Raw genomic sequence first — 21,369 nt, 5'->3', positions numbered from 1 at the left:
CTCGCAGGTCCCATGTGCCGAAACCTGTGCCGAGACGTCGCAGATCCCTCTTCAACCTGCTGGGTCCTGGCCTGATCACGGGTGCGGCCGATGACGACCCGAGTGGGATCGCCACCTATTCCCAGGCCGGTGCCCAGACAGGGTTCGGCCTGCTGTGGACGGTGTTCCTGACTACACCCTTCATGACGGCCATCCAGATCATCAGCGCCCGCATCGGTGCGATCACGGGACGCGGGATTACGGCCAATGCCCTGGCCATCTATCCGCGCCCCCTCGTGCTCGGGCTGATCGCCCTCCTCTGCGGCGCCAACGCCATCAACATCGCGGCGGATCTGGCGGCCATGGGCGAAGCCATGCGAATGCTGACCGGCGGCCGCGCTCACGCCTATGCCGCAGCCTTCGGCCTCTTCTGCCTCATATTCGAAGTCTTCATCTCGTACAGGCGCTATGCGCCCTATCTCAAAGGCCTGACGCTCGCTCTCTTCGCCTATGTGGCGGCGGCCTTCAGCATCGACGTGCCCTGGAGCGAGGTGTTCACGGCGACCTTCATCCCGCGTCTCTCCTTCAGCTCGGATTACTGGTTCCTCGTCGTCGCGATCCTCGGCACCACCATCAGCCCCTATCTCTTCTTCTGGCAGGCCGCCGAGGAAGTGGAGGAAGACAAGCTGAAGCACAGCAACAGCTTCACGCGCTCGCCTCAACGGGCGCAGGTGCGGCTCAACGAGATCAGCATCGATACCTGGATCGGAATGGCGTTCTCCAACCTCGTCGCCTTCTTCATTATCGTCACGACCGCGGCCACCCTGCACAAGGGCGGGGTCACCGATATCCAGACAGCCGCACAGGCAGCCGAGGCTCTTCGCCCCATCGCCGGCCCCTTCACCTTCTTCATCTTCGCTGCGGGCATCATCGGAACCGGATTGCTGGCCGTGCCGGTTCTCGCCGGCTCCGCCGCCTATGCGGTGGCCGATGCCTTCGGATGGCGCAGCAGCCTCGAACTGAACGTCATGCATGCGCGCGGGTTCTACCTGATCCTCGGCGGCGCCACATGCCTGGGCATTCTTCTGGCGCTCTCGCACATCGATCCCATCAAGCTGCTTCTGTGGAGCGCCGTGATCAACGGCATCGCGGCCGCCCCCATCATGGCCATGATGATGGGCGTCGTCACCAGCAAGCGGGTGTTGGGGGACTATACGGTCAAGGCCTGGCTCGCCGGGGTCGGATGGGGCGCGACAGGCCTCATGGGGCTGACCGTCATCGCCCTCGTCGCGAGCCTGTTCCTCGCCTGAGCCGCGAGTGCATGGTGCGGACCCGTTTTCGCTGACGCGGCCATCGGGTGCGCACGTGCGTTACGTCTCGACCAATCCTTCGGAACTACTGGACTTTTCCCGTCCATGCGGCAGGGACAGGTATTCTTCGGAGCGCATCTCGATGAGGCGGGACACCGTGCGATCGAACTCGAACGCCTCGCGGCCGCTGTCGGCGCGATAGAGCTCATGAACCTCGGCCTCTGCGGAAGCGAGGAGCTTCACATGGGCATCGTAGAGGGCATCGATGAGCAGGATGAAGCGCTTGGCCTCGTTGCGCCGCTCGAAGGACATGGCCGGGATGTTGTCGAGAACAACCGTGTGGAACTCCTCGGCGACTGCAAGGTAATCGGCGGCCCCCAGGGGCTTGGAGCAGAGATCTGCGAAGGAGAAGCGCGCCACGCCGCCGGCCGCCTGGGGCACCTCGACGGGATGGCCCTTGACCGTCAGCGTCAGCGGCTTGCCGCTCTCGCGGCCCGTCAGGCTCTTGAAGGCGCGGGTGAGCGCAAGGTGAGCGTGGTTGTCGGCCGGCGCATAGAAGACCGGGCTTCCGGCGAGCTTCTCGAGCCGGAAATCCGTGCGGGACTCGAGCTTCACCACCGTCATCCGCTCCTGCAACAGCCCGATGAAGGGCAGGAAGAGCGAACGGTTGAGGCCGCCCTCGTAGAGCCGGTCCGGTTCCACGTTGGAGGTGGCGACCACCACGACCCCATGGGCGAAGAGCGCCGTGAACAGGCGCCCGAGGATCATGGCGTCGGCGATGTCCGTGACGGTGAACTCGTCGAAGCACAGCACCCAGGCCTCCTGGGCCAAAGCGTCCGCCACGGGCGCGATGGGATCGTCGCCCGTGACAATCCCGCTTTTCAGTTTCTGCCGATACTCGTGAATGCGCCCGTGCACATCGGCCATGAAGGCGTGGAAATGGACCCGGCGCTTGCGCCGCACGGGCAGCGCCTCGAAGAACAGGTCCATCAGCATGGTCTTGCCGCGCCCGACCGAGCCCCAGACGTAAAGCCCTTTGGGCGTTTCCGTGCTCTTCTTGCCGAACAGCCAGCCGAGGGCGCTGGGCTTGCGCGCGAGACGATGGTTGGCGAGGCTCCCGGCGAGGGCATCGAGCCGCTTGAGCAGGGCGACCTGCGCCGGATCGCGCTCGATGGCGCCCGACGTGACCAGGGCTTGATAGCGGGACGTGATGGATTGAGGCGAGGAATAGGACGTGTCGTTCACGGGATGACCGATACCCCTCCCGGCCCTGGAGCGCAAACGTCTTGAGGACAGCAGGGTTGGAAAAACGGCCGTTCTCGCGTCTGGCCGTCCATACATTCACCCACCACGTCATCACCGGCCTTGTGCCGGTGATCCCGCTTTTTGCAGAGCCCGGGCCTTTCAGAATCGAGATGGCCGGCACAAGGCCGGCCATGACGGGGGCTCGCTCATCATCACCGCGTCAGGCTGAGCGGTGCGCCGGACTTGGCGAGAACGCCGCTGAGCGACGAGGAGGATCCGCGCAGGCGCGCCGTCACCGAGCCGCCGGTCTGGTAGAGATAGACCTCGCCGTCGCGGTAATCCCAGGCATTGACCTTGGACAAGTCCTGGTTGGAGCAACCGGACGCGGAGGCCCGGTAGAGATCGAGCGCGGGAGAGCTGGAAAGCTGGACCCGGCAGGAGCCCCCGGAGGTCTGAACGCTCCAGTTGCCCACCATGGCGGTGCGGCTCGTCGGAGCCGGGGCGGGAGCCGGCGCGGGGGCAGGCCCGCCGATGGTTGGCGGCGGAGGCGCGGGCGGAAGGCCCGCGATCTCGGTCCCGCCGGCCGGGGGAGCCGTCATGCCGGGGGCGATGGGCGCGCCGGCGATCGGCGGCAGCGGGGACGCCTCGATCGGCCCGGACGGAACGGCTTCGACTGGAGGAGCCTCCGTGATCGGCGCCGCCGCAGCGCCGCGGACCGGCGGTCCGCCGAGGCGGGTCGAAGAGCATGCGCCGAGCGCGAGGGCGGAGCACAGAGCGGCAGTCAGGGCATAACGACTTTTCATCATCATCGCGGCAGGTGCTTTACTCTTGGGATCGTGATGGGCGGGCTACCGTCAAATGGCAGAGATTAGCTTCGAGTCAAGGCGAGACGATCTTTCAGCATTTTGAGGCAGTTGACCTGGATCGGGGTTGGCTCTCCGTCGATGGCAGCGATGCGAGCCGCCATGGCATGGAGATCCATGCGCTCCGAAGGCTGCAGCGCCGCCAGCCAAAGCCTGGAGAACCGGAGCGACAGGGTGTTGGGATCGGTCGCGTGGTCCGCGACCCATCTGGCGAAGGTGAAGACCTCGTCCACCGAGGACAGGCCCATGACCTGCTCCATTTCGGCCTTGATCGCCCGCTCCGCGGCGAGGCTCAGGGTGCCCTGCTCAGATGCCAGGGCAATGAGCATCGCGGCTGCGGCCGCAGCGGGGTCCTCGACGGCCTCGATGGGTGAACTCTCGGCCTTGGTCCTGAATCGCTTACGCCGATAGGCGCCGCGCACGCGCTGGGCGGCATCGACCACTTCGTGGGCGGCACGCCCCACGTCGCGCAGGCGATAGTACCAGAAGGCAGCTGCCCCAAGGGCACCGATGATTGCGAGCAGAACCGGCATAAGAAAACTCCGGGCGTGGTGTCATCCCAGCCCGGAGTGTTACAATAGAACTTGGCGATCGCGCTAGGCGTCTCGTCCTGTCACACCACCCGCGCGACCATCATCTTCTTGACCTCGGCGATGGCCTTGGCCGGGTTCAGGCCCTTGGGGCAGGTGTTGGCGCAATTCATGATCGTGTGGCAGCGATAGAGCCGGAACGGATCATGCAGGTTGTCGAGGCGCTCGCCGGTGTTCTCGTCGCGGCTGTCGATGAGCCAGCGATAGGCCTGGAGCAGGGCCGCGGGTCCCAGGAACCGGTCGCCGTTCCACCAATAGCTCGGGCAGGAGGTGGTGCAGCAGGCGCAGAGAATGCACTCGTAGAGGCCGTCGAGCTTGGAACGCTCCTCCGGCGTCTGGCGCCACTCGGTCTCCGGCGCCGGCGTCTCCGTCTGGAGCCAGGGCTCGACGGAGGCGTGCTGGGCGAAGAAACTCGTCAGGTCCGGCACCAGATCCTTCAGCACCGGCATGTGCGGCAGCGGATAGATCTTGATGGAATCCGACCCGCAATCGTCGATGCCCAGCGTGCAGGCCAGCGTGTTGCCGCCCATGATGTTCATGGCGCAGGAGCCGCAGATGCCCTCACGGCAGGAGCGGCGGAAGACCAGCGTCGAGTCGACGTTGTTCTTGATCCACAAAAGCGCGTCGAGAACCATCGGGCCGCAATCGTCCCGGTCGACGTAATAGGTGTCGATGCGCGGGTTCTGCCCGTCGTCCGGGTTCCAGCGGTAGATGCGGAATTCCTGGACGTTGGTGGCGCCGGCCGGCTTCGGCCAGGACTTGCCTTCGGTGTACTTGGAGTTTTTGGGAAGAGTGAACTGAGCCATCGTTTTTCGTCTTCCTTAGTACACGCGAGCCTTGGGCTCGATGTACTGGATGTCGTTCGACATGGTGTAGGTGTGCACCGGGCGGTAATTGAGGGTCACCTTGTGGGAGGTGTCGTCGAGCCACGCCAGCGTGTGCTTCATCCAGTTCTTGTCGTCGCGCTCGGTGAAGTCCTCGCGGGCATGGGCGCCGCGGGATTCCTGACGGTTCGCAGCACCCTCCATGGTGACGACGGCCTGTCCGATCAGGTTGTCGAACTCCAGCGTCTCGAGGAGGTCGGTGTTCCAGATCAGCGAGCGGTCCGTGACCTTGATGTCGGCGGAGGCGCTCCACACGTCGTGGATGAGCTTGCGGCCCTCTTCCAGGACCTCGCCGGTGCGGAACACCGCGCAGTTGTTCTGCATGGTCTTCTGCATCTGGAGGCGCAGCTCGGCGGTCGGGGTCGATCCGTTGGCGTAGCGGAACTTGTCGAGGCGCGAGAGCGCGAGCTCGTCGGCGCTCTTCGGCAGGTCCGCGTGGCGGGCGTTCGGCTCCAGGATCTCGGCGCAGCGCAGGCCGGCCGCGCGGCCGAACACCACGAGGTCGATGAGCGAGTTCGAGCCGAGGCGGTTCGCGCCGTGCACGGACACGCAGGCCGCTTCGCCGAGCGCCATCAGGCCCGGCACCACCGTGTCCGGGTTGCCGTTCTTAAGCGTCAGCACTTCGCCGTGATAATTCGTCGGGATGCCGCCCATGTTGTAGTGAACGGTCGGCAGGACCGGGATCGGCTCCTTCGTCACGTCGACGCCCGCGAAGATCTTCGCGCTTTCCGAAATGCCGGGCAGGCGCTCGTGCAGAATCTTCGGGTCGAGGTGGTCGAGGTGGAGATAGATGTGGTCCTTGTTCTTGCCCACGCCGCGACCGGCGCGGATCTCCATGGTCATGGCGCGCGAGACCACGTCACGGGAGGCGAGGTCCTTGGCGGACGGGGCATAGCGCTCCATGAAGCGCTCGCCTTCCGAGTTGGTGAGGTACCCGCCCTCGCCGCGCGCGCCCTCGGTGATGAGGCAGCCCGAGCCGTAGATGCCGGTCGGGTGGAACTGCACGAACTCCATGTCCTGCAGCGGCAAGCCGGCGCGCAGCACCATGGCGTTGCCGTCGCCCGTGCAGGTATGGGCCGACGTCGCCGAGAAATAGGCGCGTCCGTAGCCGCCCGTGGCGAGGATCGTCATGTGGGCGCGGAAGCGGTGGATCTCGCCGGTGGACTGGTTCAGCGCCACGACGCCGACGCAGCGGCCGTCGGAATCCATCATCAGGTCGAGGGCGAAATACTCGATGAAGAAGTTGGTCTGGTTCTTCACCGCCTGGCCGTAGAGCGTGTGCAGGATCGCGTGGCCCGTACGGTCGGCAGCCGCGCAGGTGCGCTGGGCGGTGCCCTTGCCGAAATCGGTGGTCATGCCGCCGAAGGGACGCTGGTAGATCTTGCCCTCGGCCGTGCGGGAGAAGGGAACGCCCCAGTGCTCCAGCTCGTAGACGGCGGCGGGCGCGTTGCGCACGAGATACTCGATGGCGTCCTGGTCGCCGAGCCAGTCCGAGCCCTTCACGGTGTCGTACATGTGCCAGCGCCAATCGTCCGGCCCCATGTTGCCCAGCGACGCGGAGATGCCGCCCTGCGCCGCCACCGTGTGCGAGCGGGTCGGGAACACCTTGGTGATGCAGGCGGTGCGCAGGCCGGCCTGCGAGCAGCCGACGGTGGCGCGAAGGCCCGCGCCGCCCGCGCCCACGATCACCACGTCGAAGGTATGATCGATGATGGTATAGGCCTTGCCGTTGACGGCGGCGCCGTTCGTTGCTTGAGCCATGTGTGAATTCCTTAAAGCAAGATGCGGCCGAGGCTGACCTTGAGGATGGCATAGAGGCAGGCCACCCCGACGATCACGGCGTAGAAGTTGTTCGCGATGACGGCCGCGATCTTCGGGCCCTTGTCGTGGACGTAGTCCTCGATGACGATCTGCATGCCGAGGCGCATGTGGTTCACGACCGAGATCACCGCGAGGATGAGGATGATCGCCACCAGCGGATGCGAGATGACCGCGATGGCCTCCTGGTAGGACGGGGAATGAGCCAGCGCCGCGACGATGATCACGAAGGAGATGATGAGGGGGACGTTCGACACCGCCGTGACGCGGTGGAGCCACCAATGCTCGACCCCATGCCCGGAGGCGCCGAGGCCCTTCACGCGGGCGAGCGGGGTGCGCATGGAAACGCGGGTATCAGCCCTGTTGTCGGCCATGGATCCTGCTCCTTTAGAAGGCGATGAAGGCGACGACCCAGATCGCCAGCGTGAGCGCGACCGAGCCGACGAGGGTGAAGCGGGCCATGTTGATGCGCTGCTCCGGCTCCATGCCGTAGCCGAAATCCCATACCAGGTGGCGCACGCCGCCCAGCATGTGGTGCATCAGGATCCAGGTGTAGACGAACAGGATCAGGTACCCGAGGGGCGAGCCGAAGAACCATTGCACGGCGTTAAAAGCCGACGGCCCGGAGGCCAGGGCCACGAGCCAGATGGCGAACAGCGCGATGCCGCCATAGAGCGCGATGCCCGTGATGCGATGGGCGACGGACATCGCCATCGTCCAGCTCCACCGGTAAATCTGAAGATGCGGGGACAGGGGCCGCGGGGCCACTTTCGCCTCAGCCATGGTGTTCACTCCTGATCGGCGACGTCGGCCGCCCGTAGTTTGGAACGGTTCGTAACGGAAGCGCGGCAACACCGCAATGCGCCTTCCGCCGGATCAGCGGCAGGAGACACACTTCGTCGGCCGCGAAGTTTGCTATAGGGTCGCTTATAGGACAATTTTTAATTATTCTTATCTCCCTTCGCGTTTGACGAAGGATACCTATGCAATTCGATCTGACGGACCTGAGCCTCTTCCGCCACGTGGTCGAGGCCGGCAGCATCACCCACGGGGCCGAGCGGGCCCATCTGGCGCTGGCGGCGGCGAGCACCCGCATCCGCAACATGGAAAAATCCCTCGGCGCCCCCCTGCTCCTGCGGACCCGCGCCGGGGTGACCCCGACGCCTGCCGGCCGAACCCTGCTCCAGCATGCCCGCATCCTCCTCGCAGGGGCCGAGCGCCTGCGCGAGGATCTGGGCACCTATACGGGCGGTCTCACGGGCCAGATCCGGATCCTCTCCAACACCAACGCCCTCACGGAGTTCCTGCCGGAGGCGCTCGGCGCCTTCCTGGCCGAGCATCCGCACGTCTCGATCGACCTGGAGGAACGGTTGAGCGACGAGATCGTGGGCCTGATCGCCGAGGGGGTCGGCGATCTCGGCATCGTGGCCGGCACCGTCGATACGGGCCGCCTGGAGACTTATCCGTTCCGCAGCGACCGCTTCGTGCTCGTCGTGCCGAAAGGGCATCCCCTCGCGTCCCGCGCCAGCATCCCGTTCGCCGAAGTGCTGGAACACGATTTCGTCGGCCTCGACCGGGCGAGCGCCCTCCAGCGTTTCCTCGCCGGCAAGGCGACGCGGACCGGCAAGCCCATCCGCCTGCGGGTGCAGCTGCGCAGCTTCGATGCGGTCTGCCGCATGGTGGAGGCCGGCGTGGGGCTCGGCATCGTGCCCGAAACCACCGCCCGCCGCGCCGCCCGGACCACGGCCATCGTGCCGGTCGAGCTGGAGGATGCCTGGGCCGCCCGCGACCTCACCCTCTGCATCCGGTCCCTCAAGGACCTCCCGCCCTCGGCCAGGCAGCTGGTGGAGCATCTGCGCAAGGAGGCCTGACGGCCCCCTCGGAATGGCTCTCCCATGCCCTCAAAACGCCGTGAGAAGGGAATGTTTCTTCTGTCAGGATTGTCTCTGGAACCGTCCGTCGCGAACAAGGACGGTCTCGATCCCCAAGGAGGAAGAACAATGCACATCATGAATGGCGGCCGGCTCTTGGCCGCAATCGGGCTGCTCGCCCTCGTGCCCACGGGCTCCGCTCTGGCGCAGAGCGCCCAGGACACGACGTTCTTCGTCACCAGCGTGGGTTCAGGCAAGGGCGCGGATCTGGGCGGGCTCGAGGGAGCGGACCGGCATTGCCAAAGCCTGGCGGAAGCCGCCGGCATCCGCGGGAAGGTTTGGCGGGCCTATCTCTCGACTCAAGCCTCGGGCGGCGGCACGTCCGTCAACGCCAAGGACCGCATCGGACGCGGGCCCTGGCAGAACGCCAAGGGCGTCGTGATCGCCAAGGACGTGGCGGACCTGCACGGGCCTGCCAACAATCTCACCAAGCAGACGGCCTTGACCGAGAAGGGCGAGCCGGTGAAGGGCCGGGGCGACCAGCCGAACGAGCACGACATGCTGACCGGCTCCCAACCCGACGGCACGGCCTTCGCCGGCAGCGAGGACATGACCTGCGGCAACTGGACGAAGAGCGGCACGGAAGGAGCCGCCATGCTCGGGCACCACGACCGCAGCGGCCTGGATGAGTCGCCCCCGGCCAAGTCCTGGAACTCGTCCCACGCGTCGCGCGGCGGATGCAGCCAGGACGCCCTGAAGAGCACCGGCGGCGCGGGGCTCTTTTATTGCTTCGCTGCGAACTGATCGGGCGGGAAAGGCTGTCGCTCCCGAAGCGGTTTCACGTTCGGGAGCGATTTGTTAGTGCCGGAAATGCCGGTAGCCGGTGAACACCATGGCGAGGCCGGCCTCGTCGGCGGCCTTGATGACCTCGTCGTCACGCATGGAGCCGCCGGGCTGGATCACCGCGGTGGCGCCCGCCTCGGCGGCCGCCAGAAGGCCGTCCGCGAAGGGGAAGAAGGCATCGGAGGCAACGACCGAGCCCTTGGCGAGGGTCTCGGATAGGCCCGCGGCCTTGGCCGCTTCGGCGGCCTTCCAGGCGGCAATGCGGGAGGAATCGACGCGGCTCATCTGGCCGGCGCCGACGCCGACCGTCGCGAGATCCCGGGCGTAGACGATGGCGTTCGATTTCACATGCTTGGCGACCCGGAAGGCGAAGCGCAGGTCTTCCAGCTCGCGGTCTGTCGGGGCGCGCTTCGTCACCACCTTCAGGTCCATGGCGTCGATCACCGCGTTGTCCCGGTTCTGGGCCAGGAAGCCGCCCGCGACCGTGCGCAGCGTCAGGCCCTCCTGGCGCGGATCGGGCAGGCCGCCGGCCAGCAGCAGGCGCAGGTTCTTCTTGGCCGCCACGATGGCGATCGCCTCCTCGGTCGCGTCGGGCGCGATGATCACCTCGGTGAAGATCTCCGTGATGGCCTTCGCGGCCTCCGCGTCGAGCGGCCGGTTCATGGCCACGATGCCGCCGAAGGCCGAGACCGGATCGCAGCGAAGCGCCTTCTCGTAAGCCTCGCGCAGGGACGCGCCTTCCGCGACGCCGCAAGGGTTGGCGTGCTTGACGATCACGATGGCGGCGGAGCGCTCAGGAAGGAACTCGGCCACGGCCTCGTAGGCGGCATCGGTGTCGTTGATGTTGTTGTAGGAGAGCTGCTTGCCCTGCACCTGGCGGGCGGTGGCGACGCCGGGGCGCTGTTCCGGCGTGCGGTAGAACGCGGCGCTCTGGTGCGGGTTCTCGCCGTAGCGCAGCACCTCGGCGATGGAGCCGCCGAGCGCCCGGAAGGGCGGGGTCGCCTCGCCGATCTCGGCGGCGAACCAGTTGGAGATCGCCGCATCGTAGGCGGCCGTGCGGGCATAGGCCTTCTGGGCCAGGCGACGGCGCAGGGTATACGTGACCGAGCCGTCATGCTGGGCGAGGTCGTCCAGCACGGACGCGTAATCGGCGCCGTCCACCACCACGGCCACGTCGCCGTGGTTCTTGGCGGCGGCGCGGATCATCGCGGGACCGCCGATGTCGATGTTCTCGATGCAATCGTCGTAAGGCTTTCCGGCCGCGACCGTCGCCTCGAACGGATAGAGGTTCACCACCAGGAGATCGATGGGCTGGATGCCGTGGGCGAGCATGGCCGCCTGATGCTCGGGATTTTCACGGATGCCGAGCAGGCCGCCATGGACCGACGGGTGGAGCGTCTTCACGCGCCCGTCCATCATCTCGGGAAAGCCCGTGAGCTCGCTCACGTCCTTCACGGGCAGGCCCGCCTCGCTCAAGGTTTTGTGCGTGCCGCCGGTGGACACCAGCTCGATGCCCCGCTCGGAGAGCGCGCGGGCGAAGTCCACGAGACCCGACTTGTCGGATACGGAAAGCAGAGCGCGGGACACACGCTTCAGGTCGCTCGGCATGGCGGCCGCTCCATTCAAGGAAAAAGATGCGGGCGCGATACCACGGCTGCCTAAGGATGGGAACCTGTTGTGGCTGCAGGGGATGGATGTCCAGCCGTTATGGCCGTCCCTCCTGCCGGTGCCGCCCGTCAGGCACGATTCCGCGGCAGGCCAAGGCGGTGGCCGTGAAGGACCGGGGACCGTCGGGCTCGCCCGCCTCGTAGGCGGCACGCAAGGCTCGCTCGAAAGCTGCAAGGCGGCCGCCATCCAGACCAGTCACGTATTTCCCGAGAGGCGATTCCCCGTTTGCAATGGGACGCCAGAAATCCTCGAAGGTATCGAAATCCATGCGGATCGCGAGCTCCGTCTCCGTCACGTCCCGAAGGCCGGTTTTCTTCCAGAGCGTTTCCATCTCGCCCCGTCGCGTCAGCGGCTTGAAATAGTTTTCGCCACGTATCTTCGCCGCCGAAGGATCCAGAGCCGCTGCGGTATCCCAGAACATGCGCTGGACCGGCATGCCGCCGAAGCTGTCCCAGACGGCGGCGGCCACGACCCCGCCGGCTTTCGTCACCCGGCTCATCTCGCGCAGAGCCTGCTCCGATTCCGGGACGAAATGAAGAACGAGCAGAGCAAGAGCCCGGTCGAATGTGCGATCCTCGAACGGGAGCTCGCAGACATCCCCCTGGGCGATAGTAATTCGTGGGTCGGTGTTCCGCGCCCGTGAGGCTTCCACATAGACGTCGGAGTAATCGATCGCGTCGATGCGGGCGACGTTCGCCACCTGGGGAAGGGTGAAGGTCAGGCTGCCTGTGCCGCACCCGACATCGAGCACCCGCTCGCCCGCTTCGAGCCCTGCAAAGTCGAGGAACGGCCGGGCCAGCCTCCGGCTCCAGCGGCCCATGAGCCGTTCGTAGGCGTCGGCACTTTTCGCATGGAACTTGGAGGACATGAGCGGCTCCCATCGCAACGAGGGATCGGAACGCAACGCCGCCGGATCATACCAGAGCGGCAAGGCCTCTGGTGAGTGCTCTTGCGGGGATGTCCCGACGCTGCCGGGCCGATCTTACCCCGGATGCCCATTTGCGTGCGGAATCGCAGTGGTCATGCTGCCGGAGCATGACCGTCAAACAAGAAGGGGACAACGATGAGCGACCTGGAAAAGGGGATCACGCGGGTTGGCGAGGGATATCAGGGCAAGTCCTGGAACATCCTGGGCCAGCAGTATTTTCCGAAGGCTTCCTGCGCCTCGTCCTTCGCATTCGAGACCAACAGCGATCCGGGGCAATACGTGCCCGTTCACATCCATCCGACGCAGGATGAGTTCATTCTGGTCCTCGAAGGCGAGCTCGACTTGAAGCTCGACGGCGTCTGGAGCAAGGCGAAGGCGGGCGACCTCGTGCGCATGCCGCGGGGCGTTCCGCATGGTTACTTCAACAAGTCGGACACTCCGGCGCGCGCCCTGTTCTGGGTGTCTCCCGCAGGCAGGCTGGAGGCCCTGTTCGACGCCCTGCACGACCTGACCGACATCCCGCGCGTCTTGCAGCTCTCCGCCGAGCACGAGGTCGACTTCCTGCCGCCCGAGGCGAACGAGTGAAGGGTCAGATCAGATCCGGCCCCTGCTCGGCCAGCTGCTCGGCGCTGTAGCTGCGCGCCAGGCGCTCGAAGCGCCAGCGCACGGAGGGCATTTCGCCGGGCCGGACGGTGAGCACGATCTGTTCCGTGCGGCGCATGCCCTCGGCGGTGGCGAGGAACACGCTGTCCTCCAGTTCCGCCTCGACAGGAGCGGCGGAGAACTGCCAGGCCTCGCGGTTCGGCAGGACCAGCATCACCACGCGGCCGTTCTGCGCGCGGCTCGCCCTGATTCCAGGCGCCAGATGGAAGCGGATGATGGCCTGCACTGTCCCGGCCTGGCCGCCTTCGCTCCAGAAATTGTCCTCGCCCTCCAGCACGTTGCCCTTGGGGGCGAGCTGCCAGCGCCGCTCATGGGTGATGCCGTAGCGGGCCTTGTAGCCGTCGTGGCTGGCCCCGAGGATCTGGACGTGCTCCCGCTCGCTGCGTTCCGCCGCCACCCGTTCGGGCCCGCTGAGGACCACGGGGCCGACCCGGCGCAGGATCCAGGCCGAGATCCGGCGCTGCAGCCAGTTGCCCTTCTTGTCGACGATCTGGCAGGACGAGACGTCGTCGATGGACGCGGTGGAATGGGCCACCGTCGAGCGCGAGGCCTGGATGATCGGATCGCCCGCGATATAGGGCGTCCCGCAATTGACCACGATGCGCTGCGCGGCGCTCGAGAACTCGAAGGACAGGCACCCGGCGCCCGCATCCTGCGACAGCGGGCGCGGCGGCGGGGCGCCGACATCGGCCACGACCAGCGTGCGCCCTGCCTCCAGGCGCTCGTAGCCGGAATGCGGCGCGTGGTGAATCGGCTGGCTGCGCATGTCGTCATAGGTGAGCAGGGTCGCCAGATGGTCGGCGGCCGTCACGCCCATGCCGTTGAAATGGGAGAGCGTGCCGTCCCCGTGCCGGAACAGGCGCACCATCGGGAGCATCCGGTCGACCGCATGGAGCAGGGCGTCGGGCGTATCGACCTCGCGGCTGGCGAACATCTGGCGCAGGGGTAGGAGATCGAACAGGAGATCGACCATGATTCGCGGATTGCGGCTCACATGCCCGCCATCGGCCAGGATCTGTCGTTCGAGTTCGCGGGCGAGCAGGCGGCTCGCGCGGCGCAGGTTCCGGTCGAGGCCCTCACAGCACAGGCCCGCATAGCAGAGTGCGATGGCCGCCATGAGCTGCTGGAACGGAAGGGCGCCCGCGCGGACCTGGCGCTCCAGGGTGCGGACATGCTGGCCGATGAGCTTCAGGAAGCGCTGATAGAAGGCGTGGTCGGCACCTTCCAGAATCAGCGGCGACTGGCTGATGAAGGACATGAGCCGGCGTGCCGTGATCTCCGGGCTGCAGGCGATGCGCTTGTCCCCGAGCTTGGAGGTGACGAACTCGTCCACCAGGGAGCGGGCATTGGCCTGCGCAAGCGCCGTGCCGGCCGCCCGCAGGTGGCGCAGCCAGCCGAAGCCGTAGAGCGCCTGCCCCCAGGCCCGGCTCGGCGGCGCGAATGCGAAGGGCGAGCGCCCGCCCGTGGTGATGGCGCGGCCGGAAAAGGCGAAGAAGCCGGAATAGATGTCCGTCGCGATGGTGGGGTCGGCCGTGCGCAGGTCCTGCGGGGCGAAGAGCAGGCGCGTGGGCACGGGCGCGCTGGAGAGCTTCGACAGGCTCCAGACCGCGCTTTCGCGCACGGCACGGCCGGCCTCGCGTGCGGCAAGCCCGTACAGTCGCCAGCGATCCGGCCCGAAATCCACCCGTGGTGCTCCCCTTGTTCGCTCAAATCCCAGCCAACTTAGGTGAGGAGTTCCTGCTGACCGGTTAACAACAGGTAAGGGATCGTTCACCCTGTTGACGATCCCTTGTGCATAAACCGTGCGACAAAGAAGCCGTCGAGGCCGCTCCGGTCATGTTCCGTAAGGGTCAATTGGCTCGGCAGGGTGCGAAGGTCGCCGTGCGGGGTGATGCACTCGGTCAGGCCGCCGATCTCGTCGGCTGCGATGGGCTTGCGGGTGAAGTCGGGATGGCGGGCGAGGAAAGCCTCCGCCTGACGCTCGCCTTCCTCGGCTTCCAGTGAGCAGGTGCAATAGACCAGCCGTCCGCCGGGCTTCAGCAGTCTCGCCGCCTTGTCGAGCAGGCGCGACTGAAGCCCCGAGAGCTTGCGGATGTCCTCCTCGCTCTTGGTCCAGGCCACGTCCGGATGGCGCCGGATGGTGCCGGTGGCCGAGCATGGGGCATCGAGCAGGATGGCGTCGAAGGGCTCCGCATCGAGCTTTTCCGCGTCGAGCGCACGGGTCTCGGCCTTGAGGCCCAGGCGGGCGAGGTTCTCCTCCAGCCGCTCAAGCCGCTTCGCCGAGCGGTCGACGGCGAGAACCTCGGCGCCGGCAGCGGCCAGCTGCGCGGTCTTGCCGCCGGGCGCGGCGCAGAGGTCGGCGATGCGCTCGCCGGGCTGCGCCTGGAGCAGCCGGGCCGGGAGGGCCGCGGCCGCATCTTGCACCCACCATTCGCCGTCCTCGAAGCCGGGCAGCTCGCGGATGGCAGTGCGCTCCTTGAGGCGGATGCTGCCGGTGGGCAGGAGAACGCCCCCGAGGCGCTCGGCCCAGGCTTCCGGCTCCCTCTTCACCGTTAGGTCGACGGAGGCGAGCGACCGATGCGCTTCGGCGATTTTCGTCGCCAGCGGCTCGCCGTATTGCGCGATCCAGCGCTCCTCGAGCCAGGTGGGCGTGTCGAGCCAGGGATCGTTCTCGGCGAGGATCTGTTCGCGCTCCCGGGCGACCCGGCGCAGGACCGCGTTGATGAACCCGCCGGCGTGATGAAGCTTGGGGTCGCCCTGGGCGAGTTCCACGGCGCTGTCGACGGCCGCATGGTCCGGCACGTCGAGGAACAGGATCTGCGCCGCCCCGATGGCGAGGAGATGCATCAGGCGCTCGTCCTTGGGCGGCTTGTTGAGCCGTTCGCGCAGCGCATGTCCGAGGGTGCCCAGACGCCGGAAGGTCACGATGGCGATGGCGCGGGCGAGCGCCTCGTCGCGGGCCGAGAGGTTTTCCGTCCGGGACAGATCCTCCATGACGTCGTCGAGCGGCACGCGCCGCTTCAGGGTCTCGGTCACCGCCATCCAGGCCAGGCGGCGGGGCCCTAGGCCCGCCTGTTCACTCATTTGATCCAAAATCTTAACCCCAAGGCCCGCGGCGGGTGCCGGCCGGGCCGCCGCCAGGGCTCCTGGCGGAACCCCACGGGCTTGATGAACTCTGCGCGAAGAAGCCGGGAGGCTCAGCCGACGCGCCCATCTCCTGCGCCAAAGCGTGCAGGGCCGCAATCCGGTTTTCCGTCGCGGGATGGGTCGAGAACAGGTTGTCCACCCCTTGGCCCGAGAGCGGGTTGATGATGAAGAGCGACGCCGTGGCGGGACGGCGCTCCGCATCCGGGTTCGGGATCTGCGCCACGCCGCCCGCGATGCGCGCCAGCGCCGAGGCGAGCGACAGCGGCTGGCCGCAGATCTCAGCGCCCATCCGATCGGCGTCATATTCGCGCGAGCGGCTGATCGCCATCTGGATGATCATGGCGGCGAGCGGCGCCAGGAGGGCGGTGCCGATCATCACGATCGGATTCGGCCGGTTCTCACCCCGGCCGCCGAAGAGGAAGCCGAACTGCGCCAGGGTCGCGATGGCACCGGCGATGGTGGCGCTCACGGTCATGATGAGCGTATCCCGATTCTTGATATGGGCCAGCTCGTGCGCCATCACGCCCGCGACCTCGTCATGGGAGAGCATGTGGAGAAGGCCCGTGGTGGCGGCGACCGCCGCGTTCTCCGGATTGCGCCCGGTGGCGAACGCGTTGGGCTGAGGATTGTCGATGAGATAGACCCGCGGCATGGGCAGGCCTGCACGGACCGCGAGGTCGCGCACCATCCGGACCAGTTCGGGTGCGGTCCGCTCGTCCACCTCGACGGCGTGATGGGCGGCCAGCGCCAGCCGGTCCGAGTTCCAATAGGCGAAGAGGTTGGTCGCGAGGCCCAAACCCAGTGCGATCATCATGCCGGTTCCGCCGCCCAGGACATAGCCGACGACGCCGAACAAGGCCATCAGGCCCGCCAGCAGCATTCCGGTCTTGACGGTGTTCATCGGGGTCTCCACCTCGTGGTCAACGCGAAATCCATCCTTCGCCCACCTATGTGGGAACGGTCCAGCTCCCTCCCAAGAGGACAATCTGGCATAAGGCCTCTCATGAGCACGAACGACAACACCCCTCAGCCCCAGCCCGCCGAAGGCGCAGCCCCCGGCAAGAACCTGTCCCCCGCCGCCCGGCGAGCCCTGGAAGAGGCCGCCCAACGCCGCCTCGACATCGATGCCCGCGCGGCCGAGATCGCGAAACAGAAGGAACTCCTGGGCCGCGGCGGCCTCGAGCCGGTCCGCTATGAGGATTGGGAAGTGAAGGGCATCGCGAGCGATTTTTAGAAGAATTTCGCACCGGCATGTCACATCCGGCATCGCCGCCTCGTCTTGGCATCGTCAGCAACATGAGACACGAGGACCACGACGATGTTGAAAGCCCGGTTGATGCCCTTCGAAGTCGCCCCCGGCTCCCTGAAGCCGATGGTGGAGCTGGAGAAGATCCTGAAGAACAGCGGGCTGGAGCACAGCCTGATCGAGCTGGTGAAGACCCGCGCCTCGCAGATCAATGGCTGTGCCTTCTGCCTCCACATGCACACCAAGGATGCCCGCGCCGCCGGCGAGACGGAGGAGCGGCTCTATCTGCTCAATGCCTGGCGGGAATCGCCGCTCTACAACGACCGCGAACGGGCGGCGCTCGCCTGGACCGAGGCCCTGACCCTGGTGGCTCAGACCCATGCTCCCGATGAGGATTACGAGGAGCTGAGCAGGCACTTCACCCCTGCCGAGCAGGTCAACTTGACCCTGCTGATCGGCGCGATCAACACCTGGAACCGGCTGGCCATCGGCTTCCGGTCCATCCATCCGGTCGAGACAAGCCGTGCTGCCGCCTGACGGCGACGCGGCGGACCGGTTCCAGCCCCTCAGGCCGGGGCTGGTCCGCCTCGCTTATCGCATGCTCGGCTCCATCACGGAGGCCGAGGACGTGGTGCAGGAGGCCTATATCCGCTGGCACCAGACCGACCGGAGCGTGATCCGCGAGCCGGGCGCCTTCCTGTCGAGGACGGTCACGCGCCTGTGCCTCGACATCCTGAAATCGGCGCGTGTCAGGCGCGAGACCTATATCGGGCCCTGGCTGCCCGAGCCGGTCCTGGAAACGGCCGGGGACGAGGACGTGAGCGAGGACCTGTCGCTGACCCTGATGATGGCCCTGGAGCGGCTCTCCCCGCTGGAGCGTGCGGCCTTTCTCCTGCACGACGTTTTCGGGCTCGGCTTCGAGGAGGTCGCCGCGACCCTCGACCGGGATCCCGCCGCCTGCCGTCAGCTGGCCGCGCGGGCGCGCAAGAACGTGCGCGCCGACCGGCCGCGCTATCCGGTCGACCGGGAGGAAGGGGAGCGGATGACCGATGCCTTCTTCGCCGCCTCGCGCAGCGGCGATCTGACCGCGTTGCAGAACCTTCTGGCGGAAAACGTCGTCGCCTACACGGATGGCGGCGGCGTCCGGAACGCGGCTCTCAACCCGCTCTTCGGCTTCCGCCGGGTGTCGGGCCTCTTCATGGGTGTGGCGCGCAAGGACGACGGCCGATTGCCCCCGGTGCTCTACAAGGGACTGATCAACGGCCTGCCCGGCATCGTCACCCTGGAGAAGGACGGCATCGTTCAGACCATGACCCTCGACATCGAGGACGGCCGCATCGTCGGGGTCTATATCGTGCGCAATCCCGAGAAGCTCCGGCACCTGTCCGGTTTGGCGAACTGAACCTCGGCGAATTAAGCGTTGAAGGAGGTCCGGACGGCGAAAAGCACCGGTTGTTCCCGGGCCGCCCTCCCGTTACCTTGCCCCGAAAGGGAGAGCTCATGGCTGTGACGGGCGAGACCGCGCGACTGGAAATATTCCGGGATCTGTTGGGCGACGCGCATCGCGCGCTTGAGCTCCAGTTCGGCTTCGAGTTATGGGACGGCTCGACGGTTCCGGCGGACCTGCCGTCCTACGCCATGCGCCTCCTCATCCGGCGCGAGAGCGTGATCGCCGCTCTCCTGCGCCGCCCCAATCTCGATACGGCGCTCAATGCCTACGTGGCCGGCCTGCTCGATCTCAAGAACGGTACCATCTTCGATCTCGCCTCCCAGCGCCCGCAGAAGGCCGGCCGGCGCCTGAAGACCTTGAGTAAGCTGAAAGCCCTCAAGACCGCCTACCACTTCCTGCGCGCGCCCGCCGATATGCCGCGCCCGCTCGCCCGGGTCGAGGACAAGCCGGACGCCCGCGACGGTAAACCTCAGACCAACAAGCAGAACGTCGCCTACCATTACGACGTGTCGAACGCGTTCTACGAGCTCTTCCTCGACCCGGAGATGGTCTATACCTGCGCGTATTTTCAACCGGATTGGCACGACGACCTCGCCCGCGCGCAGCGGGACAAGCTCGACATGATCTGCCGCAAGCTGCGGCTCAAGCCCGGTGAGCGCCTGCTCGACATCGGCTGCGGCTGGGGAGCGCTCATCTGCCACGCGGCGCAGCATTACGGCGTCAAGGCCACCGGGGTGACGCTCGCCGAGGAGCAGGCTGCGCTGGCGCGGGCGAAGGTGCAGCGCTTAGGGCTTCAGGATCGCGTCGAGGTGCTGGTGAAGGACTTCACGCAGATGGAGGGTGAGTTCGACAAGATCTCCTCGATCGGCATGTTCGAACACGTGGGGATCAGGAACCACCCGGCCTATTTCAGCGCCGTGCATCGCCTGCTTCGACCGCGCGGGCTCTACCTGCACCACACCATCGCCAGACGGGCGAAGAAGAGCGACAGGGCGTTCCGTAAGCTCAAGCCCGAGTACAAGGCGCTCACCCGCTACATCTTCCCCGGCGGCGAACTCGATCACCTCGGCATGTCGGTGGCCAATCTCGAACGCCACGGCTTCGAGGTGCACGACGTGGAGGCCTGGCGCGAGCATTACCAGCGCACGACGCGCCTGTGGTGGGAAAACCTCAATGCCCGCCGCGCCGAGGCCGAGGCGCTCGTCGGGCCGGAAAAGACCCGCATGTGGCTGCTCTACCTCGCCGGCTGCTCGCTGGCCTTCGAGCGCGCCGCCGTGGGCGTGAACCAGACCCTCGTGTCCAAGCGCACCCGCGGCCCCTCAGGCCTGCCGCCGTCGCGGGCGGATCTTTATCGGCCATAGCCGCCATCGCACCCTGCGCTCATCCTGATGGGTCTCGTGGGATACGCGCTGTCCGCGTCTCTTGCGTCATCACCGGCCTTGTGCCGGTGATCCCGATGGATGGAACCACCGTGCTCTTCGGATCGGTATGGCCGGCACAAGGCCGGCCATGACGTGGGATTGAGCCTGTCGGCCAGACCACCGCGGAGGCTGCGGTCGTCTTCAGCGCGCTCTGAATTCTCTTCCGGGCCACGAGCAGGCCCGCCGCAAAACCGGATGTCCGCAGGCGCCTCGCTCAGGGAGCGGCGAAATCCACCGCCGGCATCGGCAACCCGCGCCGCAGGCACGCGGCCTCCAGGGTATTGCGCAGCAGGCAGGCGATGGTCATGGGGCCGACGCCGCCGGGCACCGGCGTGATGGCGGACGCGACCGGGGCCGCTTCCGCATAGGCGATATCGCCGACCACCCTGGTCTTGGCCTCCCCGGCGGCGGGGTTCGGCACCCGGTTGATGCCCACGTCGATGACGATGGCGCCGGGCTTGATCCAGTCGCCACGCACCATTTCGGGGCGCCCTACGGCGGCCACGAGGAGGTCCGCGTTGCGGCAGACTTGCGGGAGATCACGGGTTTTCGAATGGGCAACGGTCACGGTGCAGCTCTGGGCGATGAGCAGCTGCGCCATCGGCTTGCCGACGATGTTGGAGCGCCCGAGCACCACCGCGTTGAGCCCGGCGAGATCGCGCCGCACCGATTGCGCGAGCAGGAGGCAGCCCAGCGGCGTGCAGGAGACGAGGCCCGGAACGCCTGTCATCAGACGCCCGGCATTGATGGGGTGGAAGCCGTCCACGTCCTTGGACGGGTCGATGGCCTCGATGACCTTCTGGGCGTCGATCTGCTTCGGCAGGGGCAGCTGCACGAGGATGCCGTCCACCGCCGGATCCGCATTCAGCCGGGCGACGAGGTCGAGCAGCCCCGTCTCGCTGGTGGTGGCCGGCAGCTTGTGCTCGAAGGAGCGCATGCCGACCTCGACGGTCTGGCGCGCCTTGTTCTTCACATAGAGCTGGCTCGCCGGGTCCTCGCCGACGATGACCACCGCGAGACCGGGCGTGACGCCCTGGCCGGCCAAGGTCCCGACAGCCCCGGCAATCCGGGACCGCAATCCCTCGGCATAGGCTTTTCCGTCGATGATGGTGGCGCTCATGAATGGGTCCGTCCTGTCAGTGCGGCAAGGGCGGCGGCCAGCGCCTCCCCCTCGCCCGAAATCGAAAACGTTTTCAGCCGGGCCGTGGCTCCCGCCTCGAGGCTCACCGCCGAGGCGGGAATCTTCAGGGACTTCGCCAGCAGGCGCCGGACGCCCTCGTTGGCGGCCCCGTCCTCCGGCGCGGCCCTGACCCGGACCTTCAGCACCGGCCGGCCGTCCGAGAGAACCTCGATGCCGTCGATGGCATCCCGTCCGCCCCGGGGCGTCACGCGAACCCGGAGGTCGAGCCCATCGGGACGGATGCTCCAGGCCAATCCCGGCAC

At 66.9% G+C, this 21,369-nt stretch carries 22 protein-coding genes; 8 read left to right on the top strand and 14 right to left on the bottom strand.

The window, feature by feature from the left end:
• Positions 1-14 precede the first annotated feature (14 nt).
• Entirely contained in the window at positions 15-1,289 is a 1,275-nt protein-coding gene (locus U0023_RS09695) for an NRAMP family divalent metal transporter (protein WP_009493488.1), read from the top strand.
• A gap of 60 nt (positions 1,290-1,349) precedes the next feature.
• Here the strand turns inward: U0023_RS09695 and zapE are convergent, their stop codons facing one another.
• From zapE to sdhC, 7 genes are all read right to left on the bottom strand, one after another.
• Positions 1,350-2,630, bottom strand: coding sequence for a cell division protein ZapE (gene zapE, locus U0023_RS09690; protein ID WP_009493489.1), 1,281 nt, complete (start codon positions 2,628-2,630; stop codon positions 1,350-1,352).
• A gap of 116 nt (positions 2,631-2,746) precedes the next feature.
• Positions 2,747-3,343 (bottom strand): AprI/Inh family metalloprotease inhibitor, encoded by a 597-nt coding sequence (locus tag U0023_RS09685; RefSeq protein ID WP_322883779.1) that lies wholly within the window; start codon positions 3,341-3,343, stop codon positions 2,747-2,749.
• 59 nt (positions 3,344-3,402) lie between these two features.
• The gene (locus tag U0023_RS09680; RefSeq protein WP_009493494.1) at positions 3,403-3,930 is read right to left on the bottom strand and encodes a hypothetical protein; all 528 of its coding nucleotides are present in this window, start codon (positions 3,928-3,930) and stop codon (positions 3,403-3,405) included.
• An 80-nt stretch (positions 3,931-4,010) separates the two neighbouring features.
• Positions 4,011-4,793 carry a succinate dehydrogenase iron-sulfur subunit gene (locus U0023_RS09675; protein ID WP_009493496.1) on the bottom strand — a complete coding sequence of 261 codons (783 nt, stop codon included), beginning with the start codon at positions 4,791-4,793 and terminating at the stop codon, positions 4,011-4,013.
• 15 nt (positions 4,794-4,808) lie between these two features.
• Positions 4,809-6,632 carry a succinate dehydrogenase flavoprotein subunit gene (sdhA, locus tag U0023_RS09670; protein WP_009493498.1) on the bottom strand — a complete coding sequence of 608 codons (1,824 nt, stop codon included), beginning with the start codon at positions 6,630-6,632 and terminating at the stop codon, positions 4,809-4,811.
• Between the two features lie 11 nt (positions 6,633-6,643).
• On the bottom strand, positions 6,644-7,063 hold the full coding sequence (sdhD, locus tag U0023_RS09665; RefSeq protein ID WP_009493500.1) for a succinate dehydrogenase, hydrophobic membrane anchor protein: 420 nt from the start codon (positions 7,061-7,063) through the stop codon (positions 6,644-6,646).
• 13 nt (positions 7,064-7,076) lie between these two features.
• Entirely contained in the window at positions 7,077-7,472 is a 396-nt protein-coding gene (sdhC, locus tag U0023_RS09660) for a succinate dehydrogenase, cytochrome b556 subunit (protein WP_009493502.1), read from the bottom strand.
• Between the two features lie 200 nt (positions 7,473-7,672).
• On the opposite strand from sdhC, the gene U0023_RS09655 reads away from it, so the two are divergent.
• Both U0023_RS09655 and U0023_RS09650 read left to right on the top strand, forming a co-directional pair.
• Positions 7,673-8,560: a LysR substrate-binding domain-containing protein gene (locus U0023_RS09655; protein ID WP_009493504.1), complete on the top strand. Its 888-nt coding sequence runs from the start codon at positions 7,673-7,675 to the stop codon at positions 8,558-8,560.
• 138 nt (positions 8,561-8,698) lie between these two features.
• Positions 8,699-9,364 (top strand): hypothetical protein, encoded by a 666-nt coding sequence (locus tag U0023_RS09650; RefSeq protein WP_085985185.1) that lies wholly within the window; start codon positions 8,699-8,701, stop codon positions 9,362-9,364.
• A 54-nt stretch (positions 9,365-9,418) separates the two neighbouring features.
• Here U0023_RS09650 and purH read toward each other — a convergent pair whose 3' ends face one another.
• Together purH and U0023_RS09640 are read right to left on the bottom strand one after the other, a co-directional pair.
• Positions 9,419-11,011, bottom strand: a complete 1,593-nt coding sequence (purH, locus tag U0023_RS09645) for a bifunctional phosphoribosylaminoimidazolecarboxamide formyltransferase/IMP cyclohydrolase (RefSeq protein WP_009493507.1) — start codon at positions 11,009-11,011, stop codon at positions 9,419-9,421.
• 97 nt (positions 11,012-11,108) lie between these two features.
• Entirely contained in the window at positions 11,109-11,939 is an 831-nt protein-coding gene (locus U0023_RS09640; RefSeq protein WP_009493510.1) for a class I SAM-dependent methyltransferase, read from the bottom strand.
• Positions 11,940-12,134: 195 nt separating this feature from the next.
• On the opposite strand from U0023_RS09640, the gene U0023_RS09635 reads away from it, so the two are divergent.
• Positions 12,135-12,584, top strand: a complete 450-nt coding sequence (locus U0023_RS09635) for a cupin domain-containing protein (RefSeq protein WP_009493512.1) — start codon at positions 12,135-12,137, stop codon at positions 12,582-12,584.
• A 4-nt stretch (positions 12,585-12,588) separates the two neighbouring features.
• Here the strand turns inward: U0023_RS09635 and U0023_RS09630 are convergent, their stop codons facing one another.
• The 3 genes from U0023_RS09630 to htpX form a co-directional block, all read right to left on the bottom strand.
• On the bottom strand, positions 12,589-14,346 hold the full coding sequence (locus U0023_RS09630) for a heparinase II/III family protein (RefSeq protein WP_009493514.1): 1,758 nt from the start codon (positions 14,344-14,346) through the stop codon (positions 12,589-12,591).
• 86 nt (positions 14,347-14,432) lie between these two features.
• Positions 14,433-15,746 (bottom strand): 16S rRNA (cytosine(967)-C(5))-methyltransferase RsmB, encoded by a 1,314-nt coding sequence (gene rsmB / locus U0023_RS09625; protein ID WP_009493516.1) that lies wholly within the window; start codon positions 15,744-15,746, stop codon positions 14,433-14,435.
• A 13-nt stretch (positions 15,747-15,759) separates the two neighbouring features.
• Positions 15,760-16,710, bottom strand: coding sequence for a zinc metalloprotease HtpX (gene htpX, locus U0023_RS09620; protein WP_009493518.1), 951 nt, complete (start codon positions 16,708-16,710; stop codon positions 15,760-15,762).
• A gap of 102 nt (positions 16,711-16,812) precedes the next feature.
• On the opposite strand from htpX, the gene U0023_RS09615 reads away from it, so the two are divergent.
• The 4 genes from U0023_RS09615 (at position 16,813) to U0023_RS09600 (ending at position 19,866) form a co-directional block, all read left to right on the top strand.
• Positions 16,813-17,043 (top strand): DUF1674 domain-containing protein, encoded by a 231-nt coding sequence (locus U0023_RS09615; RefSeq protein ID WP_009493520.1) that lies wholly within the window; start codon positions 16,813-16,815, stop codon positions 17,041-17,043.
• A gap of 138 nt (positions 17,044-17,181) precedes the next feature.
• Positions 17,182-17,592 (top strand): carboxymuconolactone decarboxylase family protein, encoded by a 411-nt coding sequence (locus U0023_RS09610; protein WP_407667413.1) that lies wholly within the window; start codon positions 17,182-17,184, stop codon positions 17,590-17,592.
• A complete protein-coding gene (locus U0023_RS09605) occupies positions 17,579-18,457 on the top strand; it encodes a sigma-70 family RNA polymerase sigma factor (protein ID WP_009493523.1) in 879 nt (292 codons plus the stop codon). Before U0023_RS09610 ends, U0023_RS09605 begins: the two co-directional genes overlap by 14 nt.
• Before the next feature lie 98 nt (positions 18,458-18,555).
• Complete coding sequence (locus U0023_RS09600) at positions 18,556-19,866, top strand: class I SAM-dependent methyltransferase (protein ID WP_009493525.1); 1,311 nt, start codon at positions 18,556-18,558, stop codon at positions 19,864-19,866.
• A gap of 274 nt (positions 19,867-20,140) precedes the next feature.
• Here U0023_RS09600 and folD read toward each other — a convergent pair whose 3' ends face one another.
• On the bottom strand, positions 20,141-21,046 hold the full coding sequence (folD, locus tag U0023_RS09595; RefSeq protein WP_009493527.1) for a bifunctional methylenetetrahydrofolate dehydrogenase/methenyltetrahydrofolate cyclohydrolase FolD: 906 nt from the start codon (positions 21,044-21,046) through the stop codon (positions 20,141-20,143).
• A complete protein-coding gene (locus U0023_RS09590) occupies positions 21,043-21,360 on the bottom strand; it encodes a DUF167 family protein (RefSeq protein WP_009493528.1) in 318 nt (105 codons plus the stop codon). Before U0023_RS09590 ends, folD begins: the two co-directional genes overlap by 4 nt.
• Positions 21,361-21,369: the final 9 nt, after the last annotated feature.

Origin of the sequence: Microvirga lotononidis, assembly GCF_034627025.1 — a bacterium.
Lineage (GTDB): Bacteria > Pseudomonadota > Alphaproteobacteria > Rhizobiales > Beijerinckiaceae > Microvirga > Microvirga lotononidis.
The sequence above is the reverse complement of the archived record's forward strand: the minus strand, read 5'-3'. Positions and strand labels throughout refer to the sequence as shown.